Origin of the sequence: Enterobacter chinensis (assembly GCF_034008295.1) — a bacterium.
In the GTDB taxonomy this organism is placed as follows: domain Bacteria; phylum Pseudomonadota; class Gammaproteobacteria; order Enterobacterales; family Enterobacteriaceae; genus Enterobacter; species Enterobacter chinensis.
This window is the reverse complement of record NZ_JARDVI010000002.1, coordinates 445,444-465,413: the sequence shown is the minus strand read 5'-3', so window position 1 is coordinate 465,413 and position 19,970 is coordinate 445,444. Positions and strand designations below refer to the sequence as shown.

Annotated in this window: 18 protein-coding genes; 5 read left to right on the top strand and 13 right to left on the bottom strand. The window is 55.1% G+C overall.

What is annotated here, in order from left to right; all coding sequences use genetic code 11:
• The first annotated feature begins 22 nt into the window (after nt 1–22).
• Together chiP and chiQ are read left to right on the top strand one after the other, a co-directional pair.
• Nucleotides 23–1,438 (top strand): chitoporin ChiP, encoded by a 1,416-nt coding sequence (chiP, locus tag PYW49_RS07150; RefSeq protein WP_320386079.1) that lies wholly within the window; start codon nt 23–25, stop codon nt 1,436–1,438.
• A 47-nt stretch (nt 1,439–1,485) separates the two neighbouring features.
• Nucleotides 1,486–1,815: a ChiQ/YbfN family lipoprotein gene (chiQ, locus tag PYW49_RS07145; protein WP_134349110.1), complete on the top strand. Its 330-nt coding sequence runs from the start codon at nt 1,486–1,488 to the stop codon at nt 1,813–1,815.
• Nucleotides 1,816–1,911: 96 nt separating this feature from the next.
• Here the strand turns inward: chiQ and fur are convergent, their stop codons facing one another.
• From fur to ybfF, 4 genes are all read right to left on the bottom strand, one after another.
• Nucleotides 1,912–2,358 carry a ferric iron uptake transcriptional regulator gene (gene fur / locus PYW49_RS07140; RefSeq protein WP_023310771.1) on the bottom strand — a complete coding sequence of 149 codons (447 nt, stop codon included), beginning with the start codon at nt 2,356–2,358 and terminating at the stop codon, nt 1,912–1,914.
• A gap of 290 nt (nt 2,359–2,648) precedes the next feature.
• Nucleotides 2,649–3,179 carry a flavodoxin FldA gene (gene fldA / locus PYW49_RS07135; protein ID WP_008501067.1) on the bottom strand — a complete coding sequence of 177 codons (531 nt, stop codon included), beginning with the start codon at nt 3,177–3,179 and terminating at the stop codon, nt 2,649–2,651.
• A gap of 155 nt (nt 3,180–3,334) precedes the next feature.
• Nucleotides 3,335–3,622 carry a LexA regulated protein gene (gene ybfE / locus PYW49_RS07130; RefSeq protein ID WP_023334913.1) on the bottom strand — a complete coding sequence of 96 codons (288 nt, stop codon included), beginning with the start codon at nt 3,620–3,622 and terminating at the stop codon, nt 3,335–3,337.
• Between the two features lie 128 nt (nt 3,623–3,750).
• Entirely contained in the window at nt 3,751–4,524 is a 774-nt protein-coding gene (ybfF, locus tag PYW49_RS07125) for an esterase (RefSeq protein WP_320386078.1), read from the bottom strand.
• A gap of 183 nt (nt 4,525–4,707) precedes the next feature.
• Here ybfF and seqA point away from each other — a divergent pair, with 183 nt between their 5' ends.
• Together seqA and pgm are read left to right on the top strand one after the other, a co-directional pair.
• Entirely contained in the window at nt 4,708–5,256 is a 549-nt protein-coding gene (gene seqA / locus PYW49_RS07120) for a replication initiation negative regulator SeqA (RefSeq protein WP_008501070.1), read from the top strand.
• A 24-nt stretch (nt 5,257–5,280) separates the two neighbouring features.
• Nucleotides 5,281–6,921 carry a phosphoglucomutase (alpha-D-glucose-1,6-bisphosphate-dependent) gene (gene pgm, locus PYW49_RS07115; protein WP_320386077.1) on the top strand — a complete coding sequence of 547 codons (1,641 nt, stop codon included), beginning with the start codon at nt 5,281–5,283 and terminating at the stop codon, nt 6,919–6,921.
• Nucleotides 6,922–7,013: 92 nt separating this feature from the next.
• On the opposite strand, the gene potE is transcribed toward pgm, so the two are convergent.
• The 9 genes from potE to kdpF all read right to left on the bottom strand — a co-directional run bounded on the left by potE (nt 7,014) and on the right by kdpF (nt 18,946).
• Complete coding sequence (gene potE, locus PYW49_RS07110; protein WP_320386076.1) at nt 7,014–8,327, bottom strand: putrescine-ornithine antiporter; 1,314 nt, start codon at nt 8,325–8,327, stop codon at nt 7,014–7,016.
• Nucleotides 8,324–10,522: an ornithine decarboxylase SpeF gene (speF, locus tag PYW49_RS07105; RefSeq protein WP_320386075.1), complete on the bottom strand. Its 2,199-nt coding sequence runs from the start codon at nt 10,520–10,522 to the stop codon at nt 8,324–8,326. Before speF ends, potE begins: the two co-directional genes overlap by 4 nt.
• 254 nt (nt 10,523–10,776) lie before the next feature.
• The gene (gene speFL, locus PYW49_RS07100) at nt 10,777–10,881 is read right to left on the bottom strand and encodes a leader peptide SpeFL (RefSeq protein WP_003858645.1); all 105 of its coding nucleotides are present in this window, start codon (nt 10,879–10,881) and stop codon (nt 10,777–10,779) included.
• 279 nt (nt 10,882–11,160) lie between these two features.
• Nucleotides 11,161–11,838 carry a two-component system response regulator KdpE gene (kdpE, locus tag PYW49_RS07095; RefSeq protein WP_134349094.1) on the bottom strand — a complete coding sequence of 226 codons (678 nt, stop codon included), beginning with the start codon at nt 11,836–11,838 and terminating at the stop codon, nt 11,161–11,163.
• Entirely contained in the window at nt 11,835–14,522 is a 2,688-nt protein-coding gene (gene kdpD, locus PYW49_RS07090; protein ID WP_320386074.1) for a two-component system sensor histidine kinase KdpD, read from the bottom strand. Before kdpD ends, kdpE begins: the two co-directional genes overlap by 4 nt.
• The gene (gene kdpC / locus PYW49_RS07085) at nt 14,523–15,098 is read right to left on the bottom strand and encodes a potassium-transporting ATPase subunit KdpC (RefSeq protein ID WP_320386073.1); all 576 of its coding nucleotides are present in this window, start codon (nt 15,096–15,098) and stop codon (nt 14,523–14,525) included.
• Between the two features lie 12 nt (nt 15,099–15,110).
• A complete protein-coding gene (gene kdpB / locus PYW49_RS07080; protein ID WP_032641682.1) occupies nt 15,111–17,159 on the bottom strand; it encodes a potassium-transporting ATPase subunit KdpB in 2,049 nt (682 codons plus the stop codon).
• An 18-nt stretch (nt 17,160–17,177) separates the two neighbouring features.
• Nucleotides 17,178–18,857, bottom strand: coding sequence for a potassium-transporting ATPase subunit KdpA (gene kdpA, locus PYW49_RS07075; RefSeq protein ID WP_320386072.1), 1,680 nt, complete (start codon nt 18,855–18,857; stop codon nt 17,178–17,180).
• On the bottom strand, nt 18,857–18,946 hold the full coding sequence (gene kdpF / locus PYW49_RS07070) for a K(+)-transporting ATPase subunit F (RefSeq protein WP_014069365.1): 90 nt from the start codon (nt 18,944–18,946) through the stop codon (nt 18,857–18,859). The genes kdpA and kdpF overlap by 1 nt, the downstream gene beginning before the upstream one ends.
• A gap of 308 nt (nt 18,947–19,254) precedes the next feature.
• Between kdpF and PYW49_RS07065 the strand changes: the two genes are divergently transcribed.
• Nucleotides 19,255–19,461 carry a YbfA family protein gene (locus PYW49_RS07065; protein ID WP_013097552.1) on the top strand — a complete coding sequence of 69 codons (207 nt, stop codon included), beginning with the start codon at nt 19,255–19,257 and terminating at the stop codon, nt 19,459–19,461.
• Nucleotides 19,462–19,970: the final 509 nt, after the last annotated feature.

The window sequence follows — 19,970 nt, the reverse complement described above, 5'->3', positions numbered from 1 at the left end:
ATTCGTCAAAGAGGAATAATCTATGCGTACGTTCAGTGGCAAACGTAGTGCGCTGGCGCTGGCTATTGCCGGTGTGACAGCAATGTCGAGCCTGGTTATCACACCTGAAGCGAAAGCTGCGGGTTTCATCGATGATTCTACCCTCACGGGCGGTATTTATTACTGGCAGCGTGAGCGTGATCGTAAAGACGTTACCGAAGATAAATACAAAACCAACCTTTCTCACTCCACCTGGAACGCCAACCTGGACTTCCAGTCAGGCTATGCCGCGGATATGTTCGGTCTGGATATTGCTGCATTCACCGCGATTGAAATGGCGGAAAACGGCGACAGTGCCCACCCGAACGAAATTGCCTTCTCCTCCAGCAACAAAGCGTATAAAGAAGACTGGTCCGGGGATAAGAGCGGAATCAGTCTTTACAAGGCCGCTGCGAAATTTAAATACGGCCCGGTATGGGCGCGCGGTGGTTATATTCAGCCAACCGGCCAGACGCTGTTAGCACCGCACTGGAGCTTTATGCCGGGCACCTATCAGGGTGCAGAAGCCGGGGCTAACTTTGACTACGGTGATGCGGGTGCGTTGAGCTTCTCTTATATGTGGACCAACGAATACAAAGCACCGTGGCACATCGAAATGGACAAGTTCTACCAGGGCGATCGTAAAACACGGGTAGATTATCTGCATTCTCTTGGTGCTAAGTACGATTTCAAAAATAATCTGGTGCTGGAAGCGGCATTTGGTCAGGCACAAGGATACATGGATCAGTATTTTGCCAAAGCGTCTTATAAGTTCGATATCGCCGGAAGCCCACTTTCGACCAGCTATCAATTCTATGGTGCGCGAGATAAAGCAGATGCGCAAAATAACCTGAAGACTAACGATGAAGTGGCCCTTGCCAGGGACTTATATGACGGCACGGCTTGGCTGCAAGCTTTAACCTTTGGCTACAAGATTGGCCAGGTGGATCTACGTCTCGAAGGCACGTGGGTCAAAGCTGACGGTAATCAGGGCTTCTTCTTACAGCGCATGACACCAACCTATGCTTCTTCTAATGGTCGCCTGGATATCTGGTGGGATAACCGTTCTGACTTTAACGCCAATGGCGAAAAAGCGGTCTTCTTCGGGGCGATGTACGATCTCAAAAACTGGAACCTTGCAGGTTGGTCAGTGGGTGCTTCCTATGCTTACGGTTGGGATGCTAAACCAAGTAGTGCCCCAATCTACGATCAGAGTCAGCGCCTGAAAGAATCCGCCTATAGTCTGGATGCCGCATATGTATTGCAGGAGGGAAGAGCCAAAGGCACGATGTTCAAACTGCACTTCACCCAGTATGACAACCACTCCGATATCCCGAGCTATGCGGGCGGTTACGGCAACATCTTCCAGGATGAACGTGACGTGAAATTCATGGTTATCGCCCCATTCACCATCTTCTGATGAACGCACCGGCGGGCTGAGTCCCGCCGGTATGGAGACTGCATATGATGAAAAAAATCGTAATCGTCGCGTTGCTGGCATCAGGGCTGGTGGCGTGTGCTCAGACACAGGCGCCGAAAGAGGACACCCGTCTGAAGGAGGCCTATAGCGCGTGTATCAATACCGCTGAAGGCTCGCCGGAGAAGATTGAAGCCTGTCAGAGCGTGTTGAATGTGCTGAAAAAAGAGAAAGCGCATGAGCAGTTCGCGACGCAGGAAAATGTTCGCGTGATGGATTACCAGGCCTGTATCCAGGCGCGTAAAACCGGTAACGATCAGGAAGTGGCGAAGCGTTGCGACCAGATCTGGAAAGAGATTCGCAGCAATAACAGTCATTAACTCGCTGTTATCATGCCCGGTGGCGCTGCGCCACCGGGCTTTTTAACGGCAAAAAAAAAGCCAACCTCGCGGCTGGCTCAGAGTATAAACACTCACTTATTTCGCGTCGTGCGCGTGATCATCTTCGCGGCAGTCACCTTCAGCACAGTGACCGTAAAGGTACAGGCTGTGGTTGGTCAGGCGGATGCCATGACGCGCCGCGATTTCACGCTGGCGTGATTCAATCGAATCATCGCTAAATTCAATGACCTTGCCGCAATCGAGGCAGATCAGGTGATCGTGGTGCTGCTGCTGGGTCAGTTCGAAAACAGATTTACCGCCTTCGAAATTATGACGGGTAACAATGCCCGCGTCATCAAACTGGTTCAGCACGCGATAGACGGTAGCCAGCCCAATCTCTTCACCCATGTCGATAAGACGTTTATAAAGGTCTTCCGCACTGACATGGTGATTGTCTGGACCCTGAAGCACTTCAAGGATTTTTAACCGAGGAAGCGTAACTTTCAGGCCAGCCTTCTTTAATGCGGTATTGTTGTCAGTCATGCGGAATCTGTCCTGTTGCTAAACGATTCACTTCTGTAGGAAGTGACAGAAAATGCACCTGGGATATTGCGTCTCATTATAGAACTGCCATGGCTAAATGAAAACTGCAAGTCTCAGGCAAAATATGCTTATAAAAACGTGGTATCACCAACAAACTTGCTCAATGGAAAACCACGTTTATCAGGGAGACATTGTACAGGTCTGGGCGAAAAAGTTAAAAGATTGTAGCGATTAATTTAATCGGTTTGACCTGGAGCACGGGCGCAACCGCCGTTGCGCCGCGATAAAAATCAGGCGTTAAGAATATCGTCCAGGTGCAGTTCTTCACGGATCTGCTTCACCCATTTCTCAACGCGCTCTGCCGTCAGCTCTGGCTGACGGTCTTCGTCAATGGCCAGACCCACGAAATGATCGTCATCAGCCAGGCCTTTAGACGCTTCGAAGTGGTAACCGGCGGTCGGCCAGTGGCCTACGATCACTGCGCCATTCGGCTCAATGATGTCGCGGATAGTTCCCAGTGCGTCACAGAAGTACTCGGCGTAGTCTTCCTGATCGCCACAGCCAAACAGGGCGACCAGCTTACCGTTGAAGTCGACTTCTTCCAGCGTCGGGAAGAAATCATCCCAGTCGCACTGGGCTTCACCGTAGTACCAGGTTGGAATACCCAGCAGAAGAATGTCATAGCCTTCGAGATCTTCTTTGCTGCTCTTGGCGATGTCATGCACATCAGCAACGTCTTTACCGAGCTGTTTTTGAATGTTTTTTGCGATATTTTCGGTATTGCCGGTATCACTGCCAAAGAAAATGCCGATGATTGCCATGAGTAAAATAACCTCTTGAAACTTAATAGTATGGTGGCGCAATTCGGCCACGGATAAGGGCAATAATAGCAGAACTGGCAACCCTGCGGAAACAGCTATCGCGCAGGACTGCACTCTGTGCTACATGAAAAGGGCGATAAAGGGGATTTTCAGACTTATGCCTGGCTGCGTAACGTCTCAAGCTGGGCGATCAACATCTCTTCAATGAGCTCGCTACGGCTGATGTTTCTCGCGTCAGCCAGCTCGTTAAGCGCATCGACGGCGTCAGCATTCAGCTTCAGTTCGACACGCTTAAGCCCACGATTTTTATCGCGTTTAAGCTGATTGCGTTTATTGATACGCAGCTGTTCATCGCGCGAAAGCGGATTCGTCTTGGGTCGTCCCGGTCGACGCTCATTCGCGAACAGATCTAGTGTCGTACGGTCCGTTTGTTCTTTGGCCATGATTCTGAGACTTCGGGGGAAACACGCCGCCCTGCTAATGCCCGGGCGATAAGCGCGCCATCATACATCAGCAAAAACGGCACGCCAACGACTGGAAGCCCGCAGCCTTCCAGTCGCTCTCTTTTTAATCAATTTGCAGTATCAGCGAGATAGCGGCGAATGGCGCGCAACACGGCGTCAGGTTTTTCTGCGTGAACCCAGTGCCCGGCCCCGGCAATGACATGGGCACGCGCCTGAGGGAATTGTGCCAGCAAGGTGTCGCGGTACGCGTCGGTAACGTAAGGAGAGTTACCGCCACGAATGAAGAGGGTAGGGTGTGGCCAGGCAGGTACCGTTTCCCAGCCCACAATGTTGTTGTATTGCTCCCAGAGCACCGGCACGTTAAAACGCCATTGCCCGTCAACAAAGGATTTCAGCAGGAACTGCACGACGCCTTCTTCATCAAGATGGTCACGCATGACCGCAGCCGCCTGTTGGCGGGTTGCGACACCCGCGTCAGTGACCGCATTGATGGCGGCAAAAATCTCGTCGTGACGGCGAACGTCGTAGTCCACGGGCGCGACATCAATCACCACCAGGCCGTTAATGCGCTCCGGCGCCAGCGCCGTCAGGGCCATCACCGCTTTGCCGCCCATTGAATGCCCGATGAGCGTCACTTTCTGCAGGCCGTTGGCGTCCAGCGTATCCAGCAGATCCTGTGCCATCGCGGCGTAGGTCATCTCGTCTGAACGTCCGGAAAGACCGTGATTGCGCATATCGACCTGTAAAATATCGTGGTCGGTAACCAGATCGCGCGCCAGCACGCCCAGGTTATCCAGGCTGCCAAAAAGCCCGTGAACCAGTACGATGGGAGAATTATTGTTCGGCGATTGTGCAGTTTGCGCTCGGGTATTCAATTTCATGGCAAAGTTCTTTTTTTACGTATGTCAGGTTAGGGTATCATGTTGACCATTCTGCCGCCCGGCTGCAAGGTTCCAGTTTAATCTGACTTTTGCCGCCAACCTGGTTTGACGCTATCCGCTGTTGGGATTTGACCTTATAATCCCAATGACTTGTATTCAGATATGATATCGCACTGGATTAAGATGAAAACAATCGAAGTTGATGACGAACTCTATCAGTATATTGCCAGCCAGACGCGGCATATCGGGGAGAGCGCGTCCGACATTTTACGGCGCATGCTTAAAATTTCCGCCGCTTCACAGCCTGCTACCCCAGTCACCAAAGATGTCGTGTCTCAGCCGAGCGTTGTTGCACAGGCAAAACCTGCCGTGACGCCGGCAAAAGATAAAGTGCGCGCGATGCGCGAGCTGCTGCTGTCCGATGAATATGCGGAGCAGAAAAAGGCGGTTAATCGCTTTATGCTGGTGCTGTCTACACTTTATTCACTGGATAACAAAGCGTTTGCAGAAGCGACCGAGTCGCTGCACGGTCGTACTCGCGTCTATTTCGCGGGTGACGAGCAGACGCTGCTGCAAAATGGCAATCAAACCAAACCCAAACATGTTCCTGGCACCCCTTACTGGGTGATCACCAATACCAATACGGGCCGCAAGTGCAGCATGATTGAACATATCATGCAGTCCATGCAGTTCCCGGCGGAATTGATTGAAAAGGTTTGCGGTACAATTTAACCCTTGCATCAGAAGGACCCGGTAATGGCAAATCACAGCCGTGCAGGCCAACCTGCACAACAAAGCGATTTGATTAACGTCGCTCAGCTGACCGCGCAGTATTACGTGCTGAAACCGGTCGTGGGCAACGCAGAACACGCAGTGAAGTTTGGTACATCTGGTCACCGTGGGAGCGCGGCGCGCCACAGCTTTAACGAACCGCACATTCTGGCTATTGCTCAGGCCATTGCGGAAGAGCGCGCTAAAAATGGCGTTACCGGTCCGTGCTACGTGGGGAAAGACACCCATGCGCTGTCTGAACCGGCGTTCATTTCTGTTGTGGAAGTGCTGGCCGCAAACGGCGTTGATGTGATTGTTCAGGAGAACAACGGTTTCACCCCAACCCCTGCGGTGTCTAACGCAATCCTGGTGCACAATAAAAAAGGTGGCGCGCTGGCAGACGGGATCGTTATCACTCCGTCTCATAACCCGCCGGAAGACGGTGGCATCAAATACAACCCACCTAACGGTGGCCCGGCAGACACTAACGTCACCAAAGTGGTGGAAGATCGTGCTAACGCCTTGCTGGCAGACGGTCTGAAAGGCGTGAAGCGCATCTCACTGGATGCTGCCATGGCGTCCGGCCACGTCAAAGAGCAGGATCTGGTTCAGCCATTCGTGGAAGGGCTGGCGGATATCGTCGATATGGCGGCGATTCAGAAAGCCGGCCTGAAGCTGGGTGTGGATCCGCTGGGCGGCTCCGGTATTGAATACTGGAAGCGTATCGCTGAGCATTACAAGCTGGACCTGACCATCGTGAACGATCACGTTGATCAGACCTTCCGCTTTATGCACCTCGATAAAGACGGCGCGATCCGTATGGACTGCTCCTCAGAGTGTGCCATGGCGGGCCTGCTGGCGCTGCGCGATAAATTCGACCTGGCGTTTGCTAACGATCCGGATTATGACCGTCACGGTATCGTCACCCCTGCCGGGCTGATGAACCCGAACCACTATCTGGCCGTCGCGATTAACTACCTGTTCCAGCACCGTCCGCAGTGGGGCAAAGAGGTAGCGGTCGGGAAGACGCTGGTCTCTTCAGCCATGATCGACCGCGTGGTCGACGCGCTGGGCCGTCGGCTTGTGGAAGTACCGGTTGGCTTTAAATGGTTTGTTGACGGTCTGCACGACGGCAGCTTCGGTTTTGGCGGTGAAGAAAGCGCGGGCGCGTCATTCCTGCGCTTCGACGGCACGCCGTGGTCAACTGACAAAGACGGCATCATCATGTGCCTGCTGGCGGCGGAAATCACCGCGGTCACCGGTAAGAACCCGCAGGAACATTACAACGAGCTGGCCGCACGCTTTGGTGCGCCAAGCTATAACCGAATTCAGGCTGGCGCAACATCAGCCCAGAAAGCGGCACTGTCCAAACTCTCTCCAGAGATGGTCAGCGCAAGCACCCTGGCGGGCGACCCGATCACCGCGCGTCTGACGGCGGCACCGGGCAACGGCGCATCCATTGGTGGTCTGAAAGTGATGACCGACAACGGCTGGTTCGCCGCGCGTCCATCCGGTACGGAAGATGCGTATAAAATCTATTGCGAAAGTTTCTTAGGCTCTGAGCATCGTCAGCAGATTGAGAAAGAAGCGGTAGAGATTGTCAGCGAAGTGCTGAAAAACGCGTAAATGCGGTTTGTGTGCCGGGCGGCACTGCGTTTGCCCGGCCTACAACAGCGATCGTAGGCCCGGTAAGCGCTAGCGCCACCGGGCTTTTTTTTTTAACTATGCTTATTCTTCAATTCAAATCTCGGTGACACCAGACCGTACAGCGTCCAGCCCATAAAGGTCACCATCGCGCCATACAGCATCGCTTCCTGGCCGGATGAGTAAAGCGCGTAGAAGCTGTAAATCGCCCCTATCAGCGCCACGATATTCGCCGCGCGCGCTTTGCGTGGATCCACCTTGGCCACCTTCTGAATAATCACCAGCGCTGCCATCGACAGAATATACGGAATGATATTCGTCACTACCGCCAGGTTGACCAGCACGTTGAACTGGCTGTTCAGCGACGGGCTAATGGTCATCAGCGACAATCCACTCTGGAAGATGACAATCGCCAGCATGCCCTGTACTGGCGCATCGGCTTTGGTCACGCGGGAGAAGATTTTCGGGAAGTAGCCTTCGTCAGCCGAAGATTTAAACACCTGTGCGATGGTAAACTGCCAGCCGAGGAGCGAACCGCAGCAGGACATGACCATCAGCCCCATGATCACTTTCCCGACTTCCGGGGTGAACATCTGGGCGAAGGCCAGCCCGAACGGCGCCGTGGAGTTAGCCAGATCCATGTTTGGTACGATACCGGCAATAACGTTAGTCGAGACGATATAGATCACCGCCGCGCCCAGCGTTCCGCCCAGAACGGCAATCGGGACGTTCTTTTCCGGGTTCTCTACCACTTCCGCGTTTGCACAGGCCGATTCCAGACCGAGGAAGGCCCACAGCGTCATGGCGATGGAGGACCCGACAGCGGTAAAGAACGGCACATGGTGCGGGTTCCAGGAGTTCGCGTACAGGGTCGGGCTGAACCAGAACCAGCCGATGATGCACAGGCCGACAACCGGGATAATCACGCCCCAGACGGTGATGCTGCTGAGCTGTCCGGTGATGCGCGCGCCGCCAAAGTTGGCCACGGTGCAGAGCCACAGCACGCCGATGGTTGCCAGTCCAATTTGTACCGGGCTGAGCGTCGCGCCAAACAGCTCTGTACCGTAACCCACGGCGGAGATGGCAATCGCTACGTTAGCGATCAGCAGCGACACGCCGTAAGTATAGTTGGCCATAAAGTTGCCGGATTTGCCAAAGGCATATTCGGCATAGCCACCCATCCCGCCTGACTTACGGCTGAACATCCCGCACTTGGCAAATGCCCATGCCAGCGCCATTGAGCCTACAGCGGTCACCATCCAGGAGATAATCGAAATGGTTCCTACTTCTGCAAGCTTGGTGGGCAGCATGATGATCCCGGAACCCATCATATTCACCATGGTGAGGATGGTCAGCTGCACCACGCCCATCTTATTGGACTTACTCATAATTTCTCTCCTTTCAGCAGCGCGGGCTGAGCGGCGGGTTGTTTGATGACATTGCAGCGAACCTGTTTGCGACCCTCACACTCTTCGACGTACACACCCTGCAGCTCCGGCGCAAAGCCCGGTAACAGGTTGATGCCTTCTTCCAGCGCGGCAAAGTAGCGCAGTACGGAACCGCCCCAGACTTCCCCCGGGACAACACACAACACCCCTGGCGGATAAGGAAGGGCGCCTTCGGCGGCGATACGGCCTTCCGCGTCGCGCAGGGACACGAGTTCAACCTCACCGCGCAGATAGGCGTAGTTCGCGTCCTGCGGGTTCATCATCACGCGTGGGAAGTGAGACTTGCGGAACATCTCTTTCTGTAACTGTTTCACGTTGTGGCGGGCGTACAGGTCATGCATTTCCTGGCAGATCTGGCGCAGGGTGTAATCCGCGTAACGCTCCGGATGTTGTTTGTAGAGAGAAGGCAGGACGTCTTTCAGCGGAACATCGCTCTCGAGCAGTTTTTCAAAGCGCACCAGCTGCGCCACCAGCTGCTGCAGTTTGCCCATATCTTCGGCAGGCGTGAGCAGGAACAGGATCGAGTTGAGATCGCATTTCTCCGGCACAATGCCATTTTCACGCAGGAAGTTGGCGAGGATGGTGGCGGGAACGCCGAAATCCTCATACTCGCCGGTACGGGCGTTAATGCCCGGTGTGGTCAGCAGCAGTTTGCAAGGGTCGATAAAGTATTGATGCTCAGCATAACCCTCAAAAGCGTGCCAGTTTTCACCCGGGACGAAGTGGAAGAAGCGCAGGTCGGTCGCTATGTCTGCCGTCTCCCAGCTTTCCCACGGACGGCCATCCACCGTATCCGGCACGAAGGGGCGCAAATACTGGCAGTTCTGCAGGATAAGCTTGCGCGCTTCAATACCGTTCACCACGCAGTCCATCCACATGTTGCGTCCACTCTGACCTTCATGCATCCGGGCGTTGATATCCAGCGCGGCAAACAGCGGATAGAACGGGCTGGTAGAGGCGTGCATCATAAAGGCATTATTTAGCCGCTTATGTGGGACATAGCGCTGTTGGCCTTTGATGTGGCTGTCTTTCTTGTGGATTTGCGAGGTCTGTGAGAAGCCCGCCTGCTGTTTATGCACGGACTGGGTGACCAGGATCCCCGGATCGTTTTCGTTCAGCTCCAGCAGCAGCGGAGAGCAGTCGGCCATCATCGGAATAAACTGCTCGTAACCCACCCAGGCAGAGTCAAACAGGATGTAGTCGCACAAGGGTCCAATCTTATCTACCACCTGACGGGCGTTATAGATGGTGCCATCGTAGGTCCCCAGCTGGATCACCGCCAGACGGAACGGACGCGCATCGCGTGCACGGTCAGGTGCGACCTCTGTCACCAGCTCGCGCAGATAACGTTCTTCAAAGCAGTGGGCATCAATGCCGCCAATAAAGCCGTACGGGTTGCGCGCGGTTTCCAGATAGACCGGCGTAGCCCCTGCCTGGAGAAGAGCTCCGTGATGGTTGGATTTGTGGTTGTTACGGTCGAACAGGACCAGGTCGCCCGGCGTGAGCAGGGCATTAAGCACCACTTTGTTGGATGACGAGGTGCCGTTCAGCACGAAGTAGGTCTTATCGGCGTTAAAGACTTTTGCCGCGTGTTGCTGCGCAATGCACGGCGCGCCTTCGTGGATCAGCAGATCGCCCATCGCCACGTCGGCGTTACACAGGTCGGAGCGGAAAAGCGTCTCACCAAAGAAATCGACAAACTGGTTACCGGCAGGATGACGGCGGAAGAACTGCCCACCCTGATGCCCCGGGCAGTCGAACGCGCTGTTGCCCTGTTTCACATAGTCGACCAGGGCGCGGAAAAACGGCGGACGCAGCTGGGTTTCATACTTCTGGGCTGCCGCTTCCAGCTGACGTCCATAAAAGTCGCTGCTGGTGTCTGAATACTCAAATACGCCGTGAATGCGCGATAAATAGTCTGCCGGAATGATCTCTTCTTTGTGCGTCGCAACAAAAACAGGAATACCAAAGCCGGTGGCTTCTATTTCTTCCAGGATGCCGCCGGTAATATCGCTGACCGCCAGAACAATGGCGGCAACATCAATATAATCCGAGGCCCGGACATCCACCAGTTCACGCTGGGTGGTAAAGCAATCCGGACATGCACGGCTGGCTGCGATTTTTAAACTTTTCATCTTTCTCTCTTTATTTTAGGTAATATGCGTCCCTCGATTTCTTGCAAGAAAGAAATCGATAATTTTCCGGAAAAAAAGCAAAGGGTGGCCGCTGATTAAAATCAGTAAATTGCTTTTTTGATGATTGAAATTCAGTCCGCCCGGTGCGGATGTGTCTGAATCAAGATGAATGAACGCACGAGTTCACAGGCAATAGCCTGTAAAATAAGATGTTTCAGGATGGCCTGTAAGCGGGTGCGCCAGAAGTCGAGGGACTACCGGGCATTAAAGAGATGAAAGTCGAAGCAGTTTCGGTGGGCAAACATCATGATATGTGTTGTCCGCCTTATATGGGGCATTAAACGATTGTTGTTTTCCATGTTTCATTTTCCTTTCAGTAATTGAAAGCATGGTCATTTTATCCAGGAAAAGGTGATTAACCGTGAAGCAGATCACCGTTAACCGATCAAATCAGAAATAAATATTCGTTTTTGATGAATATCGCAGATCAAAATTCTGATTTGTTGGTGGTTGGTTAATGGATTGTTTTGCTAATGTTTTAAATGAGCGAAAATAACCCGAAGAAATAATGTCTGGGTTATTTGTGAAATATTATCTGAGTGATTTTGTTTTTATTTAAAAATAAAATGAATAGTTATTCAAAGCATGAACCGATAACCGATACCGGTTTCAGTTAATAAATGGCGAGGGCGAGCGGGATCAACTTCGAGTTTCTGACGAAGATGTCCCATATATATGCGCAAATAGTGACTATGCTCCACAGCGTTAGGCCCCCACACCTGATTTAACAGCTGGCGTTGGGTGAGTACCTTACCGTGGTTGTTGAGCAGCACGGCGAGCAGCCGAAACTCAATGGGCGTGAGATGGATCTCCTCTTCACCGCGCACAATGCGCCGCGCGGCAAGGTCAACCTGGATATCACTAAACGTGTAGGTTGGGTCGGCTGGCGTGGTTGCGCTGTGGCGACGCAGCGCCACGCGAAGGCGAGCCTGCAACTCGCCGATACCAAAAGGTTTAATCAGGTAGTCATCCGCCCCGGCATCCAGCGCGGCGATTTTATCCGTCTCTTCAGTGCGGGCGGAGAGCACCAGAATCGGCATCTGGCTCCACTGACGGACCTCACGAATAAAATCGATGCCGTCGCCATCCGGCAGCCCAAGATCGAGGATCACCAGGTCCGGCTTGCGGGTGGCGGCTTCAATTAAACCCCGTTGAAGCGTACCCGCGTCATGAACGCGCAGACCATCTCCTTCCAGCGCTGCGCGCAGAAACCGGCTAATGGCGATCTCATCTTCGACAATCAGAACGTTGATCACAAATCCTCTGGTAATTCATTAAGTTCTGGCGGGGTTTCCAGAGGAAGTGTAACACAAAAACGCGCGCCGCCTTCCGGACGATTCTCCGCAGCAATGGACCCGCCGTGGACGTCAATGATCGCCTGGCAAATCGCCAGCCCCAGCCCGACGCCCGGAATGGCCGACTCCTTATTGCCGCGCGCGAATTTTTCAAAGATAGCCAACTCCTGCCCGGCAGGAATGCCCGGACCGGTATCCCAGACGTTAAGATGAAGCGTTCCATCTTCCACCGTCGCATCCACGCCAATCCGCGCGCTGGCACCCGCATATTTACCGGCATTTTCCAGCAGGTTAATCAGCACCCGTTCAAACAGCGGGCCATCAACATGAATCAGGGTCAGGGGCTCGGGCATGTTCAGCGCGATATGTCGCCCACCCAGACCGGGCTCGAGCATTTTCAGGGCGCTGCCCACCACCTCTTCAAGCGTGAGCCACTCTTTTTTGAGGTTAAAGCCGCCTGACTGAATACGCGCCATATCAAGCAGGTTATTCACAAGACGCGTGGTATTCAGCACGTGCTGGCGGATCTCGCTGGCCTGAAGGGCGTGCTTAGAGCCTTCTGCCGCCAGGTCCAGCGTCAGGATTTCAGACTGACCAAACAGGACGGTGAGAGGGGTCCGAAGGTCGTGAGACAGCGCTGCCAGCAGCGAGTTACGTATGCTTTCACGCTCGCTTGCCAGCCGGGCCTGCTCTTCGCTGGTGGTGAGCGCCAGCCGCTCCAGCGCGCTGGCAACCAGCAGGGTGAAAGTCTCGAGCAGCCGCTGCTGTTCGGGGATCATCAGCTGGCGCAGATTGGAGGGCTCAACGATGACCAGCCCCTGATTTTTATCGGCACTGCGCAGCGGCAGAATTTGATAAGGTACGCCGGGCAGGGTGTCGGTCCCTGCGCCAGCCGGTAAGCCCTTGTCAAAGCTCCAGCGCGCGATGGCTTCGTCCCAGGGCGTCATGCCTGAGGCCGACGTCAGCGGGCGCAGCTTGCCGTGTTCGTCCGGGAGTAAAATCAGGTTGCTGGCATGAAACGTCGAGCGGATGAACTGCTCGCTGGTCTGCACAATATCCAGCGGGGTACGGCCAACCGCCAGCGATTTTGACATCTCATAGAGATGGCGCGTGCGCTGTTCGCGGTAGCGGGCGATACGTGCCTGATAGCGCACACCCGCGGTCAGATTCCCGATCACCAGCCCGACGGTAAGCATCACGGCGAAGGTGAGAATGTACTGTACGTCCGAAACGGCGAGCGTCCCGCGGGGGGCAATAAAGAACAGATCGAAGCTGATGACGTTGACAACCGTCGCCAGTACTGACGGCCAGCGCCCGTAAAAGAGCGCCACCACCACCACGCCAAGGAGGTAAATCATCACCAGGTTGGCGGCATCAAACGCAATCAGCCACTGGCTGGCAATCACGGTAATCAGGGCGCAGAGCACGACGGCGACAAGACAGCCGCGGAGCTGAATGCGCCATTTATCGCTGAAGGTGCGGCTGTCCGGCGCGCGAGTCGGTAAGGGGGTGGGTTTATCATCCAGCGCCACGATCACCAGGTCCAGATCCGGTGCGCGGCGGGCCAGTTTGTCGGCAAAGGATTCGCGGCTAAACCAGCGGCGATGCTGGCGACGGCCAATCACGATTTTCCCCAGGTTATGCTCGCGCGCGTAGCGCAGAATAGCTTTATCTTCCTGAGGATCGGAAAGGGTGGCGGTTTCCGCGCCCAGCTCCTGCGCCAGGCGAAGCGAACTCAGAATAGCGCGCCGCTGGTTTTCAGGCAGAGCGTGGAGATGGGGCGTTTCGACATACACCGCATGCCAGACGCTGCCAAATTTGGCAGCCAGACGAGCGGCGGTGCGGACAAGCTTTTCATTGCCGCTGCTGTGACCCACGCAGAGCAGGATGGCATCCCGCGTGTGCCAGACGCGTTCCTGGCCCTGCAGGTCACGCCAGGCGCGCATCTGATCGTCCACCCGGTCGGCGGTTCGGCGCAGGGCCAGTTCGCGCAGAGCAATCAGGTTACCTTTACGGAAGAAATGTTCGATGGCGCGCTCGGCCTGGCCGGCGATATAGACTTTGCCCTCATGCAGGCGCTGGCGCAAATCATCGGGGGGGAGGTCGACCAGCACCACCTCGTCGGCGGAATCGAAGAAGGGATCGGGCACCGTCTCACGTACCTGGATACCGGTCACGCCGCTGACTACGTCGTTCAGACTTTCGAGATGCTGAACATTGACCGTCGTGAAAACATCGATGCCAGCTTCAAGTAACTCTTCAACGTCCTGCCAGCGTTTTGGATGGCGTGAGCCTGGCGCATTGCTATGCGCCAGTTCGTCCATCAGGATCAGGGCGGGGCGTCGGGCGAGGGCGGCATCGAGATCGAATTCGGTGACTAACCGACCACGATGGCTGATGCGTCGGGGCGGCTGGGTGGCCAGCCCCTTCAGCAGTGATGCCGTCTCTTTACGTCCGTGGGTTTCTACCACGCCGATCAGTATATCGAGCCCCTGCGCCCGAAGCCGCTGGGCTTCTGTCAGCATGGCGAAGGTTTTCCCGACGCCTGCGCAGGCGCCAAAGAAAATTTTCAGTTTGCCGCGATGGGCTTCAGCCGTTTGTTCAAGCAGCCTGTCCGGATCCGGGCGCATGGGCTCGTCGGTCATTTAGTTTTTCCTTAGCGCGTCCAGCGCCAGATTCAGCTCAACAATATTCACCACGGGCATGCCGATGAAGCTGACCAGCGGCTTTTGCGTGTGTTCTGCAACCAGCTGGCTAACCTGTTCGACGGTCAGCTGACGGGCGGCGGCAACGCGCGGGATCTGCCATGCCGCTGCTACCGGCGTCAGGCTGTAGTCCAGCCCGCTGGCCGAGGCGGTCACCAGCTCCACAGGAACGTCGCGGCTGGCCTGCGGATTGGCGGCGCGCAGGGCTGCCACACGTTCGGCGACGGCTTTGTCCAGCTCAGGGTTGCTGCCCGCCAGGTTACTGCCGCCAGATGCCATCGGATTATACGGGCTTTCGGCAGTGGCGGAAGGGCGTCCCTGGAAGTAACGGGCATCCGTAAAGTTCTGTCCAATCAGGCGCGAACCGCGGTTTTCACCGTTTTGCATAATCAGCGAGCCGTTGGCCCGATCTTTAAACCACCACTGGCCCAGCGCGGTGGTCACCAGCGGGTACAGCCCGCCAGTAATGAGAGACAGCAGAATAAACAGAAGTATAGCGGGGCGTAACATCGTCATTTGATTCACCTTTTAAACCAGGCCGAACAGCGTCAACAGCAGGTCGATAACCTTGATACCGATGAAAGGCACCACCAGCCCGCCCAGACCGTAAATCCACAGGTTGCGGCGCAGCATGGCGGCCGCGGTGAGCGGCTTATAGCTCACGCCTTTCAGCGCCAGCGGGATCAGGAAGACAATAATCAGGGCGTTAAAAATCACCGCACTGAGAATGGCCGAAGCCGGGGAGTGCAGGTGCATCACGTTCAGCGCGTTTAATTGCGGATAGGTCGCAGCAAACGCGGCCGGAATGATGGCGAAATACTTCGCCACATCGTTGGCGATACTGAACGTCGTTAGCGAACCGCGCGTCATCAGCATCTGCTTGCCAATGTGCACCACTTCAATCAGCTTGGTCGGGTTGGAGTCGAGGTCGACCATGTTGCCCGCCTCTTTTGCTGCCTGCGTACCGGAGTTCATCGCTACCGCCACGTCGGCCTGCGCCAGGGCAGGGGCATCGTTGGTACCGTCACCGGTCATCGCCACCAGACGGCCTTCCGCCTGATACTGACGAATCAATGCCAGCTTGGCTTCCGGCGTTGCTTCGGAAAGAAAATCATCCACGCCCGCTTCGGCGGCAATCGCCGCGGCGGTAAGACGGTTATCCCCGGTGATCATCACCGTTTTGATCCCCATTTTACGCAGCTGGGCAAAGCGCTCTTTGATGCCGCCTTTGACGATATCCTTCAGGGCGATGACCCCCAGCACACGTGAGCCTTCGGCCACCACCAGCGGCGTTGCCCCCTGACGGGCCACGCTCTCGACCAGGCTGTCCACTTCCGGTGGGAAGTGGCCGTTGTTAGCCTCAATGTGGCGACGGATCGCGTCAACAGAGCCTTTACGGATCATGCGATCCTGAATGTTAATTCCGCTCATGCGGGTTTGCGCCGTGAAGGGCACGAAAGTGGCATGCAGGCTCTGCACGTCGCGCTGGCGCAGGTTAAAGCGCTGCTTGGCGAGAATCACAATACTACGGCCTTCCGGGGTTTCATCGGCAAGGGAGGAGAGTTGTGCCGCATCCGCCAGCGTTTTTTCATCCACGCCTGGGGCGGGTAAGAAATCTGACGCCTGGCGGTTACCGAGGGTAATGGTCCCGGTTTTATCCAGCAGTAAGACATCTACGTCACCGGCAGCTTCAACCGCACGTCCGCTGGTGGCGATGACGTTTGCACCGAGCATACGGCTCATACCGGCCACGCCGATTGCAGACAGCAGGCCACCAATGGTGGTTGGGATCAGGCAGACCAGCAGAGCCACCAGAACCGTAATGGTGACCGCGGTGCCGCCATAGGCGGAGAACGGCCACAGCGTTGCGGTTGCCAGCAGGAAGACGATGGTCAAGGCCACCAGCAGGATGGTGAGGGCAATTTCGTTGGGTGTTTTCCGACGCTGCGCGCCTTCCACCATGGCGATCATCCTGTCCAGGAAGGTTTCACCTGGGTTAACGCTACACTGGATCACCAGCCAGTCGGAGAGAATGCGCGTCCCGCCCGTCACGGAGGCGAAATCGCCGCCGGATTCACGGATAACCGGCGCGGATTCCCCGGTGATGGCGCTTTCGTCCACTGATGCGCCCCCTTCAATAACTTCCCCGTCGCATGGGATGATGTCGCCGGCTTCCACCAGCACCACATCGCCTTTACGCAGTTCATCCGCCGGAACGTGGTCCATCTGCGCGCCGTATTTGGGTTCACGTAACTTGCGCGCGAAGGCGGTTTTTTTGACGCCTTTCAGGCTGTTGGCCTGGGCTTTACTCCGGCCTTCCGCCAGCGCTTCCGCAAAGTTGGCGAACAGCACGGTGAACCACAGCCACAGGCTAATGGCCCCGGTAAACATCGCATTTCCCGGCATGTGGCCTGTTCCCATGGCTATCGCCAGGGCGGTGGTCAGGACGCTTCCCGCCCAGACAATAAACATTACCGGGTTGTGCCACTGCACGCGCGGGCTCAGTTTTTTCACCGCATCCATGAGCGCCTGGCGAACTAATGACGGTTCGAACAGGGCCAGTTGTTTACGACTCATGACAATTTCTCCGCAAAATCAGCGTAAAGAGAGGTATTCCGCGACCGGGCCTAACGCGAGGGCGGGGATAAAGGTCAGGGCGCCGACCAGTAACACGGTGCCCATCAGCAGGCCGATAAACAGCGCGCCATGGGTTGGTAATGTCCCGGTGGTGGTCGGTTGAATTTTTTTATTTACCAGCGATCCGGCAATCGCCATGACCGGCACAATGATCCCGAAACGACCCACAAACATGCAGAACGCCAGCAGACAGTTCCAGAACGGTGAGTTGGCGCTTAGGCCTGCAAAGGCGCTGCCGTTGTTGTTGGCGGCCGAGGAGACGGCATACAGCACTTCACTAAAGCCGTGAATCCCAGGGTTGAAGATGCCGCTACGTCCGGCCTGGGTCATCAGCGCCAGCGCGGTGCCGAGCAGCACAAGGGCAGGGGTGACCAGAATCGCCAGCGCGGTTAATTTCATTTCGCTAACGTCAATTTTTTTACCCAGGTATTCCGGGGTGCGGCCAATCATCAGACCGGCAATAAACACCGCAAGCAGCACGAACAGCAGCATGCCGTAAAGACCCGAGCCCACGCCGCCAAACACCACCTCACCAATCTGCATCAGCCACATCGGGATCATGCCACCCAGTGCCGTAAAGGAATCATGCATGGCATTGACTGCGCCGCACGAGGCCGCCGTGGTGACTACCGCATACAGGCTGCTGGCGAGAATGCCGAAGCGGCTCTCTTTACCTTCCATGTTGATTGCGCTATCGGCGCCCAGCGAGAGGAAGTGCGGGTTTCCCTGCCATTCGGCCCACATCACCAGCGCGACACAGACCACAAAGATAAGTGACATGCTCCAGAGCAGGGTGCGCCCCTGACGGCGATCGTTGACCACGTCGCCAAAGGCAAAGCAGAGCGCGGCGGGGATCAGGAAAATCGCCAGCATCTGCACAAAGTTGGTCAAGGCAGTAGGGTTTTCAAACGGATGCGACGAGTTGGCGTTGAAGAAACCACCCCCGTTTGTCCCGAGCATCTTGATGGCTTCCTGCGAAGCCACTGGCCCCATCGGCAGGAGCTGTTTTGCCCCTTCCAGCGAGGTATATGGCGCGTAAGGCATCAGGTTTTGCAAGGTTCCCTGCTGAATAAAGAAGAGTGCGATCAGCAGCGCAATCGGCAGCAGGATCCACAGCGTAATGCGCGTCAGATCCACCCACGCATTACCCAGCGTACTCACTTTCTGGCGCGCAAACGCACGCGTCAGCGCGAAGATCACCGCAATGCCGCTGGCAGCAGAGAGGAAGTTCTGCACGGTTAACCCGACCATCTGGCTGAAATAGCTGAGCGTGGTTTCACCAGAATAGGACTGCCAGTTAGTGTTGGTGACAAAACTGACCGCTGTGTTCAGCGCAAGATGCCAGGACAGGCCCGGTAATTGTTGCGGATTCAGCGGCAGACTGCCCTGCAGCATCAGCATGGCAAAAAGCGCAATGAGCCCAACGATATTCAGCAGCAGAATGGCAATCAGATATTCACGCCAGTTCATCTCCCGATCGTGTATTCCCAGTACGCGCCAGATCCCTTTTTCAACGCTTCCCGTGCCAGGCAAGGGGACGTTGTTGATCAATCGTGCCAGTCCTGTTCCCAGTGGCCTTGCCAGAACGAACAATACCACTAAGAAGCTGGCAATAAGCAGAAACGCCTGAGCAGCCATCAGAAGGCCTCCGCATTAATCAGGGCATAAACCAGATAACCCAATAACAGGAACACCAGCACGATGCCGGCAATAAGACCTGCACTCACAATCCACCTCCGGGTGACTTTCGTTGTTGTACTAACGGTAGGATTTTCGGCGCAAAGATTTCGCAAAAATGGGGAGGGTGGGTGTAAAAAAAGTATAAAAATGGCAAAGCCCACAATTTAACTATTGATAAGTAAATCGTTAACTTTTTTGTAACTTAGTTACGGCGTGAATGTAAATATTCACTAAATGGATAAAAATAAGTGGTCGGATGAGTAGTAAAATTACAAACAAAGCGATATTATTTTAGCCAGGTCACAGATTTTGAATTTTCCGGATGACGTTTCCGGCCAACTATAGGGGAGAAAATATGGATCTTTATAAAGAGTATCCGGCTCATATCGTGTTCATGCGTCGCGCTTTCGCCGTAGTTGCTGGCGTGCTGGCTCTGCCGGTGATGCTGTTCTGGAAAGATCGTGCACGTTTTTACAGCTATCTGCACCGCGTCTGGGCGAAAACCAGCGAGAAGCCGGTGTGGATGGATCAGGCCGAGAAAGCGACCTGCGATTTTTACTGATACTAAGACTACACACAGCAATAAAAAAAACCGCCAACAGGAATGTGGCGGTTTTTTTTGTCCCTCAGGATTCGCGGTCCGTTGGGTGGTCTTGCAGCCCCTACCCGGGATTTTTATCATACCCTCCTGCAAACAGATGGCAATCCCTCTAAGCCTTTATAAAATCCTAATCTTATTCGAATATCTTACCTTTGCTGTTGATGTTAATTATGATGCTTCGTCCCTTTCCGCCATCTCGCACATGGGCATCGGTCCAGGGAAAGGTGTATTTACAGCCGTAAAGCAGCCCACCTACCCGGGCTTGTGTCCACCGACTTATCACCGGTGGTGAACGGTGGAGCGGTTAGCTGCAGGGACCGCATAATGAAACGCTATATATGCATTGCGTTCATTGTCGCCAGCGTACTTGTTGTTAAGCGTGATGAACCGACCGGGTTTGTTGCATTGACCACGATAGCGCAGGACAAGTAGCGTTAAGGCCGCCTCGGGCGGCCTTTTTTATTTCATCC

Coding starts and splice junctions, on each gene's coding strand:
- fldA (WP_008501067.1), bottom strand. CDS start 3,179: ATGGCAATCATCGGCATTTTCTTTGGCAGTGATACCGGCAATACCGAA.
- chiQ (WP_134349110.1), top strand. CDS start 1,486: ATGAAAAAAATCGTAATCGTCGCGTTGCTGGCATCAGGGCTGGTGGCG.
- potE (WP_320386076.1), bottom strand. CDS start 8,327: ATGAGTAAGTCCAATAAGATGGGCGTGGTGCAGCTGACCATCCTCACC.
- kdpA (WP_320386072.1), bottom strand. CDS start 18,857: ATGGCTGCTCAGGCGTTTCTGCTTATTGCCAGCTTCTTAGTGGTATTG.
- seqA (WP_008501070.1), top strand. CDS start 4,708: ATGAAAACAATCGAAGTTGATGACGAACTCTATCAGTATATTGCCAGC.
- speFL (WP_003858645.1), bottom strand. CDS start 10,881: ATGGAAAACAACAATCGTTTAATGCCCCATATAAGGCGGACAACACAT.
- kdpD (WP_320386074.1), bottom strand. CDS start 14,522: ATGACCGACGAGCCCATGCGCCCGGATCCGGACAGGCTGCTTGAACAA.
- PYW49_RS07065 (WP_013097552.1), top strand. CDS start 19,255: ATGGATCTTTATAAAGAGTATCCGGCTCATATCGTGTTCATGCGTCGC.
- ybfE (WP_023334913.1), bottom strand. CDS start 3,622: ATGGCCAAAGAACAAACGGACCGTACGACACTAGATCTGTTCGCGAAT.
- fur (WP_023310771.1), bottom strand. CDS start 2,358: ATGACTGACAACAATACCGCATTAAAGAAGGCTGGCCTGAAAGTTACG.
- speF (WP_320386075.1), bottom strand. CDS start 10,522: ATGAAAAGTTTAAAAATCGCAGCCAGCCGTGCATGTCCGGATTGCTTT.
- pgm (WP_320386077.1), top strand. CDS start 5,281: ATGGCAAATCACAGCCGTGCAGGCCAACCTGCACAACAAAGCGATTTG.
- chiP (WP_320386079.1), top strand. CDS start 23: ATGCGTACGTTCAGTGGCAAACGTAGTGCGCTGGCGCTGGCTATTGCC.
- ybfF (WP_320386078.1), bottom strand. CDS start 4,524: ATGAAATTGAATACCCGAGCGCAAACTGCACAATCGCCGAACAATAAT.
- kdpC (WP_320386073.1), bottom strand. CDS start 15,098: ATGACGATGTTACGCCCCGCTATACTTCTGTTTATTCTGCTGTCTCTC.
- kdpB (WP_032641682.1), bottom strand. CDS start 17,159: ATGAGTCGTAAACAACTGGCCCTGTTCGAACCGTCATTAGTTCGCCAG.